Source organism: Synergistaceae bacterium (assembly GCA_017443945.1).
Lineage (GTDB): Bacteria > Synergistota > Synergistia > Synergistales > Aminobacteriaceae > JAFUXM01.
Genome location: JAFSXS010000072.1, coordinates 1 through 14,856 on the forward strand (window position 1 = coordinate 1; position 14,856 = coordinate 14,856).

At 40.0% G+C, this 14,856-nt stretch carries 17 protein-coding genes and 1 tRNA gene; 9 read left to right on the forward strand and 9 right to left on the reverse strand.

Features of this window, described 5'->3' with window-relative positions:
• The 6 genes from IJT21_07950 to rsxC form a co-directional block, all read right to left on the reverse strand.
• A partial coding sequence (locus tag IJT21_07950; GenBank protein ID MBQ7578180.1) for an RnfABCDGE type electron transport complex subunit B occupies window positions 1-398 on the reverse strand: 398 nt, incomplete at its 3' end.
• Between the two features lie 12 nt (window positions 399-410).
• Complete coding sequence (locus tag IJT21_07955; protein MBQ7578181.1) at window positions 411-992, reverse strand: RnfABCDGE type electron transport complex subunit A; 582 nt, start codon at window positions 990-992, stop codon at window positions 411-413.
• A gap of 9 nt (window positions 993-1,001) precedes the next feature.
• A complete protein-coding gene (locus IJT21_07960) occupies window positions 1,002-1,700 on the reverse strand; it encodes an electron transport complex subunit E (protein MBQ7578182.1) in 699 nt (232 codons plus the stop codon).
• A 1-nt stretch (window position 1,701) separates the two neighbouring features.
• Window positions 1,702-2,304 carry an RnfABCDGE type electron transport complex subunit G gene (locus IJT21_07965; GenBank protein ID MBQ7578183.1) on the reverse strand — a complete coding sequence of 201 codons (603 nt, stop codon included), beginning with the start codon at window positions 2,302-2,304 and terminating at the stop codon, window positions 1,702-1,704.
• Window positions 2,304-3,263: an RnfABCDGE type electron transport complex subunit D gene (locus tag IJT21_07970; protein MBQ7578184.1), complete on the reverse strand. Its 960-nt coding sequence runs from the start codon at window positions 3,261-3,263 to the stop codon at window positions 2,304-2,306. The genes IJT21_07965 and IJT21_07970 overlap by 1 nt, the downstream gene beginning before the upstream one ends.
• Window positions 3,264-3,267: 4 nt before the next feature.
• Entirely contained in the window at window positions 3,268-4,620 is a 1,353-nt protein-coding gene (rsxC, locus tag IJT21_07975; protein ID MBQ7578185.1) for an electron transport complex subunit RsxC, read from the reverse strand.
• Window positions 4,621-4,874: 254 nt separating this feature from the next.
• Between rsxC and cobT the strand changes: the two genes are divergently transcribed.
• From cobT to IJT21_08000, 5 genes are all read left to right on the forward strand, one after another.
• A complete protein-coding gene (cobT, locus tag IJT21_07980; protein MBQ7578186.1) occupies window positions 4,875-5,915 on the forward strand; it encodes a nicotinate-nucleotide--dimethylbenzimidazole phosphoribosyltransferase in 1,041 nt (346 codons plus the stop codon).
• 118 nt (window positions 5,916-6,033) lie between these two features.
• A complete protein-coding gene (locus IJT21_07985; GenBank protein MBQ7578187.1) occupies window positions 6,034-6,588 on the forward strand; it encodes an isochorismatase family protein in 555 nt (184 codons plus the stop codon).
• Window positions 6,585-7,193 (forward strand): HAD family phosphatase, encoded by a 609-nt coding sequence (locus IJT21_07990; protein ID MBQ7578188.1) that lies wholly within the window; start codon window positions 6,585-6,587, stop codon window positions 7,191-7,193. The genes IJT21_07985 and IJT21_07990 overlap by 4 nt, the downstream gene beginning before the upstream one ends.
• 2 nt (window positions 7,194-7,195) lie before the next feature.
• Window positions 7,196-7,705 (forward strand): DUF308 domain-containing protein, encoded by a 510-nt coding sequence (locus IJT21_07995; GenBank protein ID MBQ7578189.1) that lies wholly within the window; start codon window positions 7,196-7,198, stop codon window positions 7,703-7,705.
• A gap of 18 nt (window positions 7,706-7,723) precedes the next feature.
• A complete protein-coding gene (locus IJT21_08000) occupies window positions 7,724-8,800 on the forward strand; it encodes a class I fructose-bisphosphate aldolase (protein ID MBQ7578190.1) in 1,077 nt (358 codons plus the stop codon).
• Between the two features lie 231 nt (window positions 8,801-9,031).
• On the opposite strand, the gene IJT21_08005 is transcribed toward IJT21_08000, so the two are convergent.
• The gene (locus IJT21_08005) at window positions 9,032-9,622 is read right to left on the reverse strand and encodes a hypothetical protein (GenBank protein ID MBQ7578191.1); all 591 of its coding nucleotides are present in this window, start codon (window positions 9,620-9,622) and stop codon (window positions 9,032-9,034) included.
• A gap of 59 nt (window positions 9,623-9,681) precedes the next feature.
• On the opposite strand from IJT21_08005, the gene IJT21_08010 reads away from it, so the two are divergent.
• Window positions 9,682-10,755, forward strand: a complete 1,074-nt coding sequence (locus tag IJT21_08010; GenBank protein MBQ7578192.1) for a site-specific DNA-methyltransferase — start codon at window positions 9,682-9,684, stop codon at window positions 10,753-10,755.
• Between the two features lie 20 nt (window positions 10,756-10,775).
• Complete coding sequence (locus IJT21_08015; GenBank protein MBQ7578193.1) at window positions 10,776-11,072, forward strand: SH3 domain-containing protein; 297 nt, start codon at window positions 10,776-10,778, stop codon at window positions 11,070-11,072.
• Here the strand turns inward: IJT21_08015 and IJT21_08020 are convergent.
• Entirely contained in the window at window positions 11,065-11,763 is a 699-nt protein-coding gene (locus IJT21_08020; protein MBQ7578194.1) for a hypothetical protein, read from the reverse strand. The two genes, IJT21_08015 and IJT21_08020, sit on opposite strands and share 8 nt — an antisense overlap.
• Window positions 11,764-12,191: 428 nt before the next feature.
• Window positions 12,192-12,279 (reverse strand) — tRNA-Ser (locus tag IJT21_08025).
• Window positions 12,280-12,353: 74 nt separating this feature from the next.
• Here IJT21_08025 and citC point away from each other — a divergent pair.
• Window positions 12,354-13,394, forward strand: a complete 1,041-nt coding sequence (gene citC / locus IJT21_08030; protein MBQ7578195.1) for a [citrate (pro-3S)-lyase] ligase — start codon at window positions 12,354-12,356, stop codon at window positions 13,392-13,394.
• Window positions 13,395-13,630: 236 nt separating this feature from the next.
• Complete coding sequence (locus IJT21_08035; protein MBQ7578196.1) at window positions 13,631-14,554, forward strand: FkbM family methyltransferase; 924 nt, start codon at window positions 13,631-13,633, stop codon at window positions 14,552-14,554.
• Window positions 14,555-14,856 lie beyond the last annotated feature (302 nt).

The following is a 14,856-nucleotide window of genomic DNA, read 5'->3' on the forward strand; positions in this document are numbered from 1 at the left end:
ATCGTTACAGCAGATCTGCAGTCGTTGATACCTTCATAAACTAATTGACGAGGTGAACACTCTTTCGTACCCTTGCAACGTAAAAACGCTCTTAACGGGACAGAATCTCCAGCAGCAACACCCATAATTGCCGCAATTTTTTCCGTTACAGCAGCTCCGCCGACTGAGCATTTATTTACTGGTGCACCTTCATTAACAACTCCTGAAGCATAACCATCGCAGCCGGGATAACCGCAGCCGCCGCAGTTTGCACCGGGCAAAGCAGCACGAATTAAGCCGATTCTCTCGTCCTGATGTACTCTAAAAACTATTGACGCTACAGCAAGAAGGACTCCGAAAATTCCTCCCATTATTCCCATTAAAGCAAGAGGAGCAATCATTACATGTGAAATATTCATTTATAAGCCTCCTTACTTTATTATGCCGGTAAAGCCCATAAAAGCTATCGACATTAAACCAGCTGTGATTAACGCCATCGGCAGACCCTGTAACGCAACGGGGATTCCTTCGTTCTCCTCGATTCTTTCACGAATGCCTGCCATTAACGAAATAGCCAGCAAGAAGCCCAGTGATGAACCTAACGCATTTACAAGTGAAGCCGCAAGCCCGTAACCTTCATTCATATTCAAGACAGCAACTCCGAGAACTGCACAGTTTGTCGTAATTAACGGTAAAAATATTCCCAGCGATTTATAAAGAGTCGGGTTTAATTTCTTCAACGCAAGCTCTACAAATTGAACGAGTGCAGCAATTACTAATATAAATGAAAGTGTGTACAAGTATTCAAGATGAAGAGGCACAAGCAGATAATTATATGTCAGCCACGTCATTAATGAAGCTAACACGATAACAAATACAACAGCCGCGCCCATTCCTTGAGCAGTCTTTAATTTCGAGCTTACACCCATAAACGGACAACAACCCAAGAATCGCGATAACAAAATATTATGTACAAATATTGAGCTTAAGAACAGCAAAAATAATTCTGTCATTGTCATAATTTATTTCGCCTCACATTCTGATTTCTCGGATTCAGTTTTGCCGCAGAATTTAGCCATAGCACAGCACCCGCAGCCCGTTTTTGCTTCAGCAGGAGTCGCGCCGAGTCCCTTTGCCTTTGCCTGAATCGCCTTAAATGCAGCCATACAACAACCGAGAACGATAAAACCTCCCGGAGCAAGTACGATTAACATTGCAGGTTCAAAGCTCACTACAGGATTTCCAAACCATGTGCCCGCGCCGAAAATTTCACGAATCGAGCCGAGAAACATTAACGCAATTGTAAAACCGAGTCCCATTCCTACACCGTCAAGAATTGAAGCAAACACGCCGTTTTTCGACGCAAAGGCCTCCGCACGCGCAAGAATTATGCAATTTACGACTATCAACGGGATAAATATTCCCAGCGATTTATTTAATTCGGGCGCAAAACCTTTCATCAAGAACTCTATAACCGTAACAAATCCGGCTATAACAACAATAAAAATAGGGATTCTTACTTCATCAGGGACAATTTTTCTTAACAGCGAAATAACTGCATTCGACGCAATTAATACGAAAGTCGCCGCTATGCCCATTCCGAGACCATTTGCTACACTCGTTGTAACAGCCAAAGTAGGACAAAGCCCAATACACTGCACAAATGTAGGGTTGTCCGATAAAATCCCGTTTGTAATGATTCTAAAATTGTTCTGTGCCAAATTAATTAACCCCCTTTAAATTAGCGTTCCAGTATTCGACAGCAGCATTTACCCCGCTTGTTACTGCATTTGATGTGATTGTTGCTCCGGAAATTGCGGCGATCTCGTCGGGATTACTTGCGGCTCCCTTAACTACTTTCAACGGGAATAAATTTTTATTGTTAAATTGCTCGTAAAATTCCGGTTCTGTAGATTTTGCACCGAGTCCCGGCGTTTCCGAGTGACTCAAAATATTTATCGCTTTGACTTGGCCGTCTTTAGTTACTCCGACGATGAAATTAATTATTCCGCCGTAACCTTTAGAATTTATTGACAAACACCAGCCCACAAGCCCAGAGTCGTTATCTGCTTTATAGACTGCTGCGACAAATTCATCTGATTTTACGTCATAATCTGTGAAATTTTTTGCGTCGGGCATAACGTTTTGAAATGCTGCGTTTCTTGCTGCTAATTCAGTCTGCTTGATTGCCTGCTCCGTAAAATTCTGCACGAGTCCCAGTATCAAGCCCGTAACAGCCGTAACAGCTAATAGAGTCCCGCCTAAATGTACAGCTTTCTTGAGAACATCGCTGAAGGATACAGAGTCATTTACTTTTTCTGACATTATGCTTTACCTCCCATTCTCTTGAAAAAATTGCTCTTAGGCGCACCCAAGACTACAGGAGCAGTATATTTATCAATCAACGGCACAGCTACATTCATGATTAAAATCGAGTATGAGACTCCTTCAGGATAACCGCCGAACGTTCTTATTAATGCAGTAAGTAAACCGCACCCAAACGCGTAAATATATTGTCCTTTTTCCGTCATCGGTGAAGTTGTATAATCTGTCGCCATGAAAATAGCACCCAGTAATAAACCGCCTGTTACTATTTCATGAAGAGGGTACATCCATCCGCCGTGTTTGAACAATGCCGCTAAAATCGCAGTCGTTAATATATAAGTCAACGGAATACGCCACGAGATAACATTTTCCCAGATTAAATAAATTCCGCCGATAATTAACAAAATTGAGCTCGTTTCACCAATACAGCCGCCCATATTTCCAGCTAACATGTTCCAGAATGAAGGAATATTTGCGACGCTTCCGGCCTTCATTGCTGCTAAAGGAGTTGCACCCGATACGCCTTGCACTGTCCATGTTGTCATAGCTGTAGGCCACGAAATTAACATCATTGCGCGTGCAGCTAAGGCAGGATTCACGATATTACAGCCTATACCGCCGTAAAATTCTTTGACGATTATTATCGCAAATATACTCCCGCAAACGGCCATCCAAATTGGAATCGTCGGCGGCAAATTATAAGCGAGCAATAATCCCGTTACTACTGCTGATAAATCATTGATAGTGTTTTTGCGCTTCATTACGCATTTGTTCCAGAAAAATTCACTTAATACACATGCAATTATGCAGGCTGCTATTACTGCAAGAGATCTCAAGCCCAAAAAATATGTTCCTGTTATTCCCGCCGGAATTAAAGCAAGTATTACCATGCCCATAATTTTGCGTGTACTAAATTCTGAATGCACATGAGGTGAAGAAGATACTACAAGTTTTGACATGATATTATTTCGCCTCCTGTTTTGCTTTTGCTGCTGCTTTACGTCTTGCGGCCGTTACTGCTGCTTTACCGTCTTTGCAGCTCTGAGTCAAATGTCTTGATGCCGGGCAGACATATGCACAACAACCGCACTCGATACAATTCATGCCGGAATGAGCCTCGAAAGTTTCATAATCTCTGCGTCTTACAGCGTGATCTAAAAATGTCGGTTCTAAGTGCATGGGACAGGCTTCGACACATTTTGCGCACCTTATGCACGCGCTTTCTTCGGCCAAGTAAGCAAGTTTCTTAGTTAATGCCAAGATTCCCGACGTGCCTTTTACGACCGGTACATCAATAGAACGCATTGCAAGACCCATCATAGGCCCGCCTGCAAGAATTTTCACGGGTTCATCTCTGAATCCTCCGCAGGCATTTGTTAATTCTCTTACGCAAATTCCAAGAGGTACCTGCAAATTTTTGGGTTCTGAGATTGCGTCTCCCGTTACAGAAATTACGCGCTCGGTTAAGGGCTTTCCTTCTTCAATAGCTTTGCAGATCTGCCATGTCGTGCGGGTGTTGAGAATTATGCAGCCTACATCAGCCGGTAAAGCTGGGACAACTGGAATTTCTTGACCCGTTACTGACCAGATTAACATTTTTTCTGCGCCTTGAGGATATTTTACGGTGTGAGGCATAATTTTTATTCGCGCATTATTATTGTGTTCGGTCATAGTTTTTATAGCTTCGGGCTTGTTGTTCTCGATTGCTATGATTCCATTTGCTTCCGGGAAAATCTCAAGTGCATAACCAAGACCGCGAATAATTTCATCGGGCGACTCAATCATTAAGCGATTATCACAGCTTAAATACGGCTCACACTCGGCAGCGTTGACAATTACCCATTTGATAACTTTTCCGGCAGGAGGCGACAATTTTACGTGAGTCGGGAAACATGCTCCGCCAAGTCCTACAATGCCGGCAGAACGAATTAATTTCACGTACTCACTAGGTGCGGGCTTGTGTCCTAATTCATCAAGCAATGACGGTGCAGGCGTATATTTTCCGTCGCTGGTGATAATTATGCAGTTCTCGATACTTCCTGCTACAGTCATGTGAGGCGCAATATCTTTCACGATTCCCGATACAGCCGAGAAAATCGGAGCTGATACAAATGCGTCTGTGTCTGCAATTTTTTGACCGGCTTTGACTTCATCGCCCTTCGCTACAATAGGTGTGCAGGGTGCGCCGATATGCTGTGATAACGGATAAATGAACTCTTGAGAGTCTTCAGGCCGCAAAATTTCTATTGCCTTATTCTCTGTTAGAGCTTTGCCCTCAGGTGGATGGACTCCGCCTAAAAACGTTGGCAGGTTCATATTGATACAAACACTCCCCTCAATAAATATAAAAGTTTTGAATCTGATTAAATTATTATAGCTTATATTTGCACAAAATTTTTCTGCGATTCGATAATGGCGCTAAAGGAAAAATTTAATAAAATCTTTCGAAAACGTTCATTTATAATTACAGGCGATAAAACAACAGATCGCACACATACAACAAAAATATTTTGTCATGCTTCCCGAAAAAATTTTATAATAACTGCATTAATAATAACAAGGGTGAAATAATGAATCTTTACAACGCTTTACAAAATATTAAATCTCTCGACTCTCACGCAATGAACGAAGCTAGAGAACTTCACGCAAAATTTGTTAAGCCTTCAGGGAGTCTCGGCCAACTCGAAAATATCGCAATCAAAATAGCAGGTATCACAGGTCAGGCAAAAAATTTTATCTCACGAAAAGCTATATATTTATTCGGAGCTGATAACGGCATTTACAACGAGGGAGTATGTTCATCGCCTCAAGATTTTACGCGCAAATTAATGCAGGTCTACGCAATAAAACAAAATGCAGCAATAAATATTTTAGCTCGTCAGGCAGATTCAGAACTAAGACTCTACGATTTAGGAGTAAAAAATTTAGCTCCTCACGAAAATATTTGCACTCATAAATTCATGGAAAACGGCACAGAAAATTTCTTGCATTCACGCGCTATGACTTACGAGACAGCAAAAAAAGTTATCGAGTTCGCAGTTAATCTTGTCGGCGAGGCAAAATCTGACGGAGTTAATTTAATCGGCACTGGTGAAGTAGGAATGGCTAACACAACTAGTGCAGCTGCTTGCATAATGGCGGCTTTGAACTCACGCGATATTTCACTAATCGGGCGGGGTGCAGGACTCGACGACGAAAAATTTTCGCGCAAAAAAAATGTGATTCTCGAAGCTCTTGCACTTCACGAGAAAAATTTTACTGACCCAATAAATATTATTTCCTGCGTGGGCGGGCTTGACATTGCTGCAATGACTGGAATATTTATCGGCGGTGCAGTTTATCGCGTTCCAATTATAATTGACGGGGTTATATCGATTGCTGCTGCGTTGTTGGCCTGCAGATTAAATAATTTATGCCGTGATTATATGTTTGCGTCTCATGAGTCTTTAGAACCTGCTTATAATTATGCCGCAAAATTTTTGAATCTGACTCCAGCACTTAATTTATCAATGAGACTCGGCGAAGGTACAGGCTGTGCTATATTTATGCAGATAATTAATGACTCACTCGCGATAATTAATAATATGGGAATGCTTGAAGATTTGTTATAGCAAAGTCAAATTCGTGTTGGTCGCAGCAAAAGTTTTACAGTTATTCAAGTATATTCGTTATAATAAATATATGGGAATGCTTGAAGATTTACTATAACGAAAGGAGAAATTTTTTCCCATGACAGAATTATTAGTAGTAGACTGCCAGTACGATTTTATTGACGGGTCTCTTGCCTGCGCTCACTCGGATGAGGCCGTGAAAAATATTGCTGCTTTCATAAACTCTCACCCGGACGCAAAAATTTATTACTCAGCCGACGCTCACAGCCCAAAGCATTGCAGTTATATCCCTAATGGCGGAACTTGGCCGGTTCATTGTCAAGCAGATACTCACGGGGCAGAGATTCACGAAATTTTTTATCAGCAAATAAAGAATCCTTCACAGCGTCCCAACGATGAAAATATTTATTACAAGGGACAAAATGACTCAGTCGAGGAATATTCAGCGTTTGAGGCAAAAAATAAGTCCGGTCAAAAAATTTGTGATGTAATCGGCAAAAATGTAATTGTCGTAGGAATTGCAAGCGAATTTTGCGTGCGTGAAAGTATCTTAGCTCTCATTAAATCCGGTCATAATGTAGAAATATTTGCAAATTGTCTCGCGTGGGTCAATGAAGACGAACACAAGAAAAATATCAATGAGCTTAAATCTCTGGGAGTAAAAATTTCATGATCAAGAACGTAATATTTGACATCGGCAATGTTTTAATAAATTTCAACTGGTCGGGCTACATGCAAAGTTTATTTCCCGGCCAAGATGAATTAATCGCTAAATTAAATAATGCCGTCTGGGGTAATGGACGCTGGGACAGACTCGATGCCGGCGACGATCCCCAAAAAGTTTTTGACACCATAAGAAACGCAGCCCCCGGCCATGATGAAGAGTTCAATAAAATTTTTTCACGAGTCGGCGAAACATTAAGCAAACGTCCGGAGACTCCCGAATGGCTCAAAAGTGTAAAAGCTCGCGGCTATAAGATTTATTACTTGTCAAATTATTCACGCTTTGTGATGAATGCAAATCCCGATGTGTTAGACTTTCTGCCGTTAATGGACGGGGGTATATTTTCCTGCGACGTTAAATTATTGAAACCTGACCCCGAAATTTATGACACTCTCGCGAAAAAATATAATTTGATCCCGTCTGAATGTGTCTTCATTGATGATTTGTCCGCAAATGTTCAGGCTGCAATTTTGTGCGGCTTCAAGGGGATTCAATTTCAAACGCGCGAACAGGTTTATAATGACTTAAATAATTTATTATCGGAGGGCAACTAATTATGAGAACTTCACGCATAAATTTTTACATCAACGGCATAATATTAATTTTGCTGGGAGCATTGACTCTTTATCATCCTGAAGACGCTTTAATGTCAGTAGGATTCTTTATCGGAATAGGTTTAATTGCGTCGGCGTTGAATTTATTTTCGGGATTTTATTATTTCAGGCTTAAAAGATTCATAGTCTGGGGGATTCTTGATTTAATTTCGGGAATATTATTATTTCTTCAGCCCGGCATGACAGCATTTATAATCCCGTTTGCAGTAGCTTTCTGGCTGTTTTCCGTCGGAATTTCGAGAACGTGCGCGGCTTTGTGGCTTGGAGGAGGAAAAATTCGCGGCTGGTGGTTCATGCTTATTGATGGAATGGCGTTAATTTTTGTTGCGCTGTTAATGTGCTTGTCGCCGATTGTGAGTGCTTTATCTGTAATGATGGTCATAGGCTGCGGATTAATTGCGTCGGGCGTGTTAGTAATTGCTGAAGGTTGTATAATGTTCGCGAAAGAATAAAAGGAGGCTTTATTAATTATGGAATTAGGAAAAATTGAAGCACTCTTAGGTTCAGAGGCAGAGTCATTATTGACTCACAAGTGCGAAACTATTTCAAAGGATTTATTATCACTTCCGGGCGCAGATTTTGTTGACAGAGTCATGAGCTGCTCGGACAGACCGATACAAGTTTTACGCGCAATGCAGACAATTTTTAGTCACGGCAGACTCGCAGATACCGGTTACATTTCGATTTTGCCCGTAGATCAGGGAATCGAACACAGCGCGGGTGCATCATTCGGGCCTAATCCGATTTATTTCGATCCGGAAAATATTATTAAACTTGCAATGGAAGCAGGCTGCAACGCTGTAGCAACGACTCTCGGCGTTCTTGGTTCAGTCGCGAGAAAATATGCGCATAAAATTCCGTTCGTTCTCAAGATAAATCACAATGAGTTATTGACTTATCCGAATCAGTTCGATCAAGTTTTATTTGCGTCAGTCGAGCAGGCTTATAATTTAGGAGCAGTGGCAGTAGGAGCAACAATTTATTTCGGCAGCCCGGAGTCGACTCGTCAGATTCAGGAAATTTCTAAAGCGTTCCATAAAGCTCATGAAATGGGAATGGCTACAATTTTATGGTGCTACTTGAGAAATTCTGCGTTCAAGATCAAGAAAGACGATGTTGTAACAGATTATCACGCTTCAGCAGACTTAACCGGACAAGCAAATCATTTAGGCGTAACAATCGAAGCAGACATCATCAAGCAGAAATTACCCGAAAATAACGGCGGTTACTTAGCGATGGGCAAAGGTTACGGAAAAACGTCAAAGGAAATGTACGAGAAATTAACGACGGATCATCCGATTGACTTAGCGCGCTATCAAGTTGCAAATTGTTATATGGGTCGTGCAGGCTTGATTAATTCGGGCGGTGCTTCGGGCGGTGCAAGTGATTTAAGCGAGGCAGTAAGAACAGCAGTAATCAACAAGAGAGCCGGCGGAATGGGATTAATTCTCGGTCGTAAGGCTTTCCAGCGTCCAATGAATGAAGGCGTACAAATTATTAATGCAGTACAAGATGTTTATCTCTGCAAAGATATTACAGTAGCATAAATTTGCATAAAAGTTTTTACGAAAATATTTTGCTTCTCGTTGATATAATTTTTCGGCGGGAGGCAATTTTTTTGCTATAATAAACGTCAATAAATCTCACACTTTTTTATTCACGCGATTGAATGCAAGATAAATATTTTACAACTACATTTACAACTACAAAAATGTTGATTCGTTAAAGAGTTTGCAATATTTCACGGAGAAAAAATTTTTTGTATGCGATTAAAATTTTTATGCGCGGTTGAGATTAATTTTTGTCGGGAATAATTCTGCGCGTAATTGATTATATTCTGGAGAGTTTAATAATTTATTGAAGAGTGAAAAATTTTCGCGTTTGAGTCTCCGTAGTGCAAATAATATTTCGTTATTGCGCTCGTTTTTATTGCGTGTGAGATGGCCGCAAATTTCCTGCCAAATGTCTAGACGGTTGAAAATTTTCGTGAATAATTCTATTCCGTATAATATATAAACGTTGACTCGATAAAATTTTTCTGAAGCGGCCTGCTCGTTATAAAATTTTTGGTTCTTCTTGAGGCTGTCATCAATAAACCACATCACAGCTTTTATTTCGCAGTCAGGGTAAATTTCAGCTAGTGATAAAAATTTTTCGCGGAAATTATTATATTGGCCTCTCTTCTTTGTGCTGTCGTGGTCATCGCGAATCTTCTGTTCGATCAAGTAAATTATATTTTCCCGTCTGAATAATTTGTCAGCAAATGCAAAGTCAAAGGCAAAAACCTTTTTTACAACCGGGGCCGGTTGCGCGTCATTGGCTGCTCCCGTTAGTCGCAGCATAAACACATCAACAACTGAATCAGCCATTAAATTCACCAAATTTTATGTGATATTATATATTATACATTAGGAGGCTATTATCTATCATGGAAAACGTAATTATTAACGCCAACTCACTCGAATACTTAAAGACTCTCGAGTCCTCAAGCATAGATTTAATTTTCGCTGACCCGCCCTACTGGATGAGAACCGGCAAAGTTTTACACAGAGTCGAAGGTACAGAGTTCAACGGCTGCAATGATTACTGGGATAAATTCGAGTCTCTTGCTGATTACGAAAATTTTTCGCGCGAATGGCTCAGTGAATGCAGAAGACTCCTAAAGCATGACGGCTCAATATGGGTTATAGGCTCTATGCAGTGCATTTACACAATCGGGGCAATCATGCAGGAATTAAATTACTGGCTCATAAATGACGTTATATGGCAAAAAAGCAATCCCACGCCAAATTTTATGGGAACGAGACTCAATAACAGCCACGAGACTTTAATATGGGCAGCACGTGAAAAAAATTCGCGATTCACATTCAATTATAAGACCGCTAAAGAATTAAATATTGACTCAAATCATCATCAAATGGGGTCTATCTGGAAATTTCCGGTTTGTTCGGGCAGTGAGAGATTAAAAGATTCTGACGGGAATAAATTACACTCGACACAAAAGCCCCTGCAGTTACTCGAAAGAATCATAGCAATTTCTTCGCGATTAAATGATTTAGTGCTTGACCCCTTCGCAGGCACAATGACAACAGCAGCTGCAGCAAAAAAACTCGGAAGACGTTACATCATGATAGAAGCTGATAATAAATACTGTGAGGCCGGCAAAATGAGATTAGACTCTATAGAATTTGAAGACTCTGATATTTCACGCGCAGAATTTGACATCAAGCCCAAAAGAGTCTCAATGCAAGAAATGATTTCAGCGGGATATTTTTTTGCGGGAGAAAAATTTTATCTCAACAACGGCCAAGACATAGCGCAGTTAAATCAAGACGGCAAATTATTATGCAACGGGAAAATTTTAGACATGCACACATGCGCAGCAATCGCAAAAAATAGCAGGGCAAAAAGGGTTAACGGCTTTGACATATGGCACGTAATGCGAAATAATAAACTTGTCAGCATCGCAATAATACGCGAAAATTATAGAGCAAAAATTTAATTACAGGAGGAATTGTTATCATGCGAAAAATTTTAGCACTTGTTCTCGTGTTCGTGTTCATGTTTGCGGGAATATCAGAATCAGCACGAAGATTTAATGATTTCCCGGCGCGCGGAGTCTGCACCGGCGATTATGTGCGTTATCGTGAGGGCCCTGACACAGAATCTGAAATAATCGGAAGACTTTTCAAGGGCGATAGAGTTACTGTTTTATCGCAGACTTCTGTTGACGGCGAAATTTGGTATGAAATCGAAGACCCCGACGACGACTCTTCATCAGCGTGGGTTCATGGACGTTATATAAGGCCGGTTAATTAATATCACTGTCATAAAAATAGGGTGCAGGGAATCCCATTTTCTGCGCCTGTTTTCTTGCAAATGACATAGTACTTTTTGCGAACATCCATTTATCAGCGATTTGTCCTGTTTCTCTCATGTCCAAACTTGAATCAAATTTAATCATTGTTATAACGCCGTTCTTGAAAATTATTCTCACGTCGCATAACGGGGGCTCTGTTGCGTCGTTTACCATGAGTTCTACAGACGTTACGCCGTTGTTATTCTGAGTCATTGAAGCTAGAGATTTCCCGAAAAATTTTTCTAATACTCTTGTGCTTGCTCCTACATGAATCCCGCCGGTAAATTTTATTTCAGGGTCTACAGTAATGAATGATGACGCATGAAATTTTTTATCACTTCTTGCACCACCTAGAACAAGCGTTTTATCTTTTGCCCAGATTCTATTATATATTATCGGCGTATATTCTCCCTCGTCGTCGCCCATATCGAACCATTTTCGTTCTTGACGCGTTAATTTTGTCTCGAAAATAGGCTTATTGAACGCAGCTATATTATTTGCTAATTTCAAAACGTCCTGCATGAATACTATCATTCTTTGATCAAAATGTTCCCATTGATTATAATTATCAAAAGAATAAATCCCGAACGCGTGAACAGGCGAACTACACACCAGAGCGCATAATAATACAAGACAAAATTTTTTGAGCATACTTCATGACCTCATATATAAAATTTTATGAATATTCTAGTGTAATATATAAACAAATGCAATTCTTATAGCGGTGCCGGTTGTGCGTCAATGTCTGCTTTCGTTGGCCGCAGTATAATTACGCCTGAAATAATTTTTTGCGCGAAGATGCAAAACTTTTACTGCTTAGAGTTTATGTTCTTTCTTGTTTCCCCAGTAACGCAAAATCCAATATGAATCAATACGCAAATATAAGCCTCGTTCATCACGAATCATGCAGCTTTTGCGCTTTTGCCTTGTTATTACTCCTTTCTTTGTTGGCTCTACAAAAGCTAATATAAAATTTTTCTTGCACAGTGATGTATATATTTTGTTGGAATAACAATAACACAAAAGCCCGCTTCATTGCAGGCTCTATATCTTGAACAGATTGTATCTGAATTATATTCTGGCGGAGAATGGAGGATTCGAACCCCCGGAGGCTTGCACCTCAATTGATTTCAAGTCAACCGCCATCGACCGCTCGGCCAATTCTCCTTTTTTCAACACTTGCAGAATTATATCACACTGTTTAAAATTTTTCACAAGTAAATATAAAGGAGTGTCAAAAAATGTCCGTCTCCAAAATTTATAAGTCCGACAAGAGAGCAAATGCAGCCATTGATAAATTATTGCTCGCTGAAGGTATCAGGCGTGATAAAAATCTCGATTACACCTGCGCAATTTATGACGATGATTATAACGTTATCGCAACCGGCAGCTGTTTCGGGAACACTTTACGATGTATGGCCGTGAGCAAATCTCATCAGGGCGAAGGACTCATGAATGAAATCGTGTCGCATTTAGTGCAATATGAATACGAGCGCAAAATTTATCATTTATTTCTGTATACTAAGTGCGATTCTGCAAAATTTTTCGGGGACTTAGGCTTTTACGAAATTGTCAGGGTCGATAATCAAATTGTGTTCATGGAAAATCGGCGCACAGGTTTTAACGATTACTTGTCAGAACTCGCGAAAACAAAGAAAGACGGCGGAAAAATTGCGGCACTCGTTGTAAATGCTAATCCTTTCACGCTCGGACATCAATATTTAATAGAGACTGCTTCACGGGAAAATGATATTTTGCATTTGTTCATAGTCAGCGAGGATGCTTCATTAATTCCATTTGACGTGAGAAAAAAATTAGTCATCGAGGGAACAAGCCATTTACATAATATAATTTATCACGACACAGGCCCGTATATAATCAGCAGTGCAACTTTCCCCAGCTATTTCCAGAAGGACGACAGCGCAGTAATCGAGAGTCACGCAAATTTGGATTTGAGCGTATTTGTAAAGATTGCTAACTCACTCGGCATTAATTCGCGTTACGTCGGTGATGAGCCAAAAAGTTTAGTTACAGGAATCTACAATAAAATCATGTCCGAGAAACTGCCCGAACATAATATTAAATGCGTAATTATTCCGCGAAAAACTGAGTCAGACGGCCAAGTAATAAGCGCGTCAAACGTCAGGCAGGCAATAAAAGACGGCGATTTTTCACGAATTAGGGGGCTTGTACCGGACTGCACATATAAATTTTTTACGAGTCCTGAAGCAGAAAAAATTATAAACCGCATTAGAGAGTCTGAAAATGTGATTCACTATTAGCGCAAATAAAAACGTGTGATATAATGCACTCATGAATACGCAATTTACTCTTGACAAATTGAATATTGGCCGCATAATGGTATCAGGTATCAGGTATCAGGATATTATTATGCTTATTAATAACTTGTCGAGATAATTATAACTATCACAATAATAATTCATCAGCAGTAAATATAAATATTGACGCTCTGTCGTGTGTGCGGCGGGGCGTTAAATTTTTATGGGAGTGATTTACTTTGCATATAATTAGAACTTTCCGATACAGAATCGGGACATTACGAAAAAATAACGGCGGATTTAAAGAATTTTGTTATATGTACCTTGACAGAATATTTGAAGCATTCGGGAAGAAGACAAATTTTTATCTCGATTCGCTCCCCAAACGATTCAGAAAAGTTTTTCTCAGGGGAAATTGTTATCAAATAAAAGATGTTAGAATCCCCATTCTTGAACCCAGCGACGAAAAATTATTTAGAGAAGCTATTTTGCCTGATACATTTTATTCTTATATAAATTGTGAGGACAAATACGACGAAATAATTTATGATAGGTACGACAAATTTTTGTGTGAGGGACTTTACGGGCTTGTGAATGATAAAGTAAATGTTACAGTTCAACCCGGTGATATTGTAATCGACGCAGGCAGCTGGATAGGAGATTTTGCGGCGTATGCTTCTGTAAGAGGTGCAGAGGCCGTTTACGCATTTGAACCGGTTGATAAAACATTTGCATATCTCGAACAGACAGCTAAACTCAACAAAAATATTATTCCCGTCAAAAAAGGTCTATCAAATGAGAATACCAGCTCGACACTTTTTGTAAATCTTGACGGTAATTCCGGCGGAAATGCTTTAATGAACAAGCCCCACGAAAATATGCAAGAGACATCAACTATTGTAGAAACTGTCAAACTTGACGATTTTGTTCACGAAAATAATTTACCCCGAGTCGACTTCATTAAATCCGATATTGAAGGCTTTGAGCGTCATATGTTAGAAGGTGCTCAAGGAGTTTTGCGTGAATTTGCGCCTAAATTAGCATTATGTACGTATCATTTGCCCGATGATCCCAAAGTAATGGCCGACTTAATCATGCAAGCTAACCCAAAATATAATATCGTCCAAAAACGTATGAAATTATTTGCGTCCGTTCCTGAATAAATAAAATTTTACGCATTGACCCTCTTTGATTCATGACATAATATTAAATGCGTAATTATTCCGCGAAAAACTGAGGCAGACTGCCAAGTAATAATCAGGCAGGCAATAAAAGACGGCGATTTTTCACGCATTAGGGGGCTTGTACCGGACTGCACATATAAATTTTTTACGAGTCCTGAGTCAGAAAAAATTATAAACCGCATTAGAGAGTCTGAAAATGTGATTCACTATTAGCGCAAATAAAAACGTGTGATATAATGCACTCATGAATACGCAATTTACTCTTGACAAATTGAATATTG

Bases quoted from the DNA above. Each gene is read 5' to 3' on its own strand.
- IJT21_07985 (MBQ7578187.1), top strand. From the start codon at position 6,034: ATGACAGAATTATTAGTAGTAGACTGCCAGTACGATTTTATTGACGGG.
- citC (MBQ7578195.1), top strand. From the start codon at position 12,354: ATGTCCGTCTCCAAAATTTATAAGTCCGACAAGAGAGCAAATGCAGCC.
- IJT21_07990 (MBQ7578188.1), top strand. From the start codon at position 6,585: ATGATCAAGAACGTAATATTTGACATCGGCAATGTTTTAATAAATTTC.
- IJT21_07965 (MBQ7578183.1), bottom strand. From the start codon at position 2,304: ATGTCAGAAAAAGTAAATGACTCTGTATCCTTCAGCGATGTTCTCAAG.
- IJT21_08015 (MBQ7578193.1), top strand. From the start codon at position 10,776: ATGCGAAAAATTTTAGCACTTGTTCTCGTGTTCGTGTTCATGTTTGCG.
- IJT21_08020 (MBQ7578194.1), bottom strand. From the start codon at position 11,763: ATGCTCAAAAAATTTTGTCTTGTATTATTATGCGCTCTGGTGTGTAGT.
- IJT21_07955 (MBQ7578181.1), bottom strand. From the start codon at position 992: ATGACAGAATTATTTTTGCTGTTCTTAAGCTCAATATTTGTACATAAT.
- cobT (MBQ7578186.1), top strand. From the start codon at position 4,875: ATGAATCTTTACAACGCTTTACAAAATATTAAATCTCTCGACTCTCAC.
- IJT21_07995 (MBQ7578189.1), top strand. From the start codon at position 7,196: ATGAGAACTTCACGCATAAATTTTTACATCAACGGCATAATATTAATT.
- rsxC (MBQ7578185.1), bottom strand. From the start codon at position 4,620: ATGAACCTGCCAACGTTTTTAGGCGGAGTCCATCCACCTGAGGGCAAA.
- IJT21_08010 (MBQ7578192.1), top strand. From the start codon at position 9,682: ATGGAAAACGTAATTATTAACGCCAACTCACTCGAATACTTAAAGACT.
- IJT21_08000 (MBQ7578190.1), top strand. From the start codon at position 7,724: ATGGAATTAGGAAAAATTGAAGCACTCTTAGGTTCAGAGGCAGAGTCA.
- IJT21_07970 (MBQ7578184.1), bottom strand. From the start codon at position 3,263: ATGTCAAAACTTGTAGTATCTTCTTCACCTCATGTGCATTCAGAATTT.
- IJT21_08005 (MBQ7578191.1), bottom strand. From the start codon at position 9,622: ATGGCTGATTCAGTTGTTGATGTGTTTATGCTGCGACTAACGGGAGCA.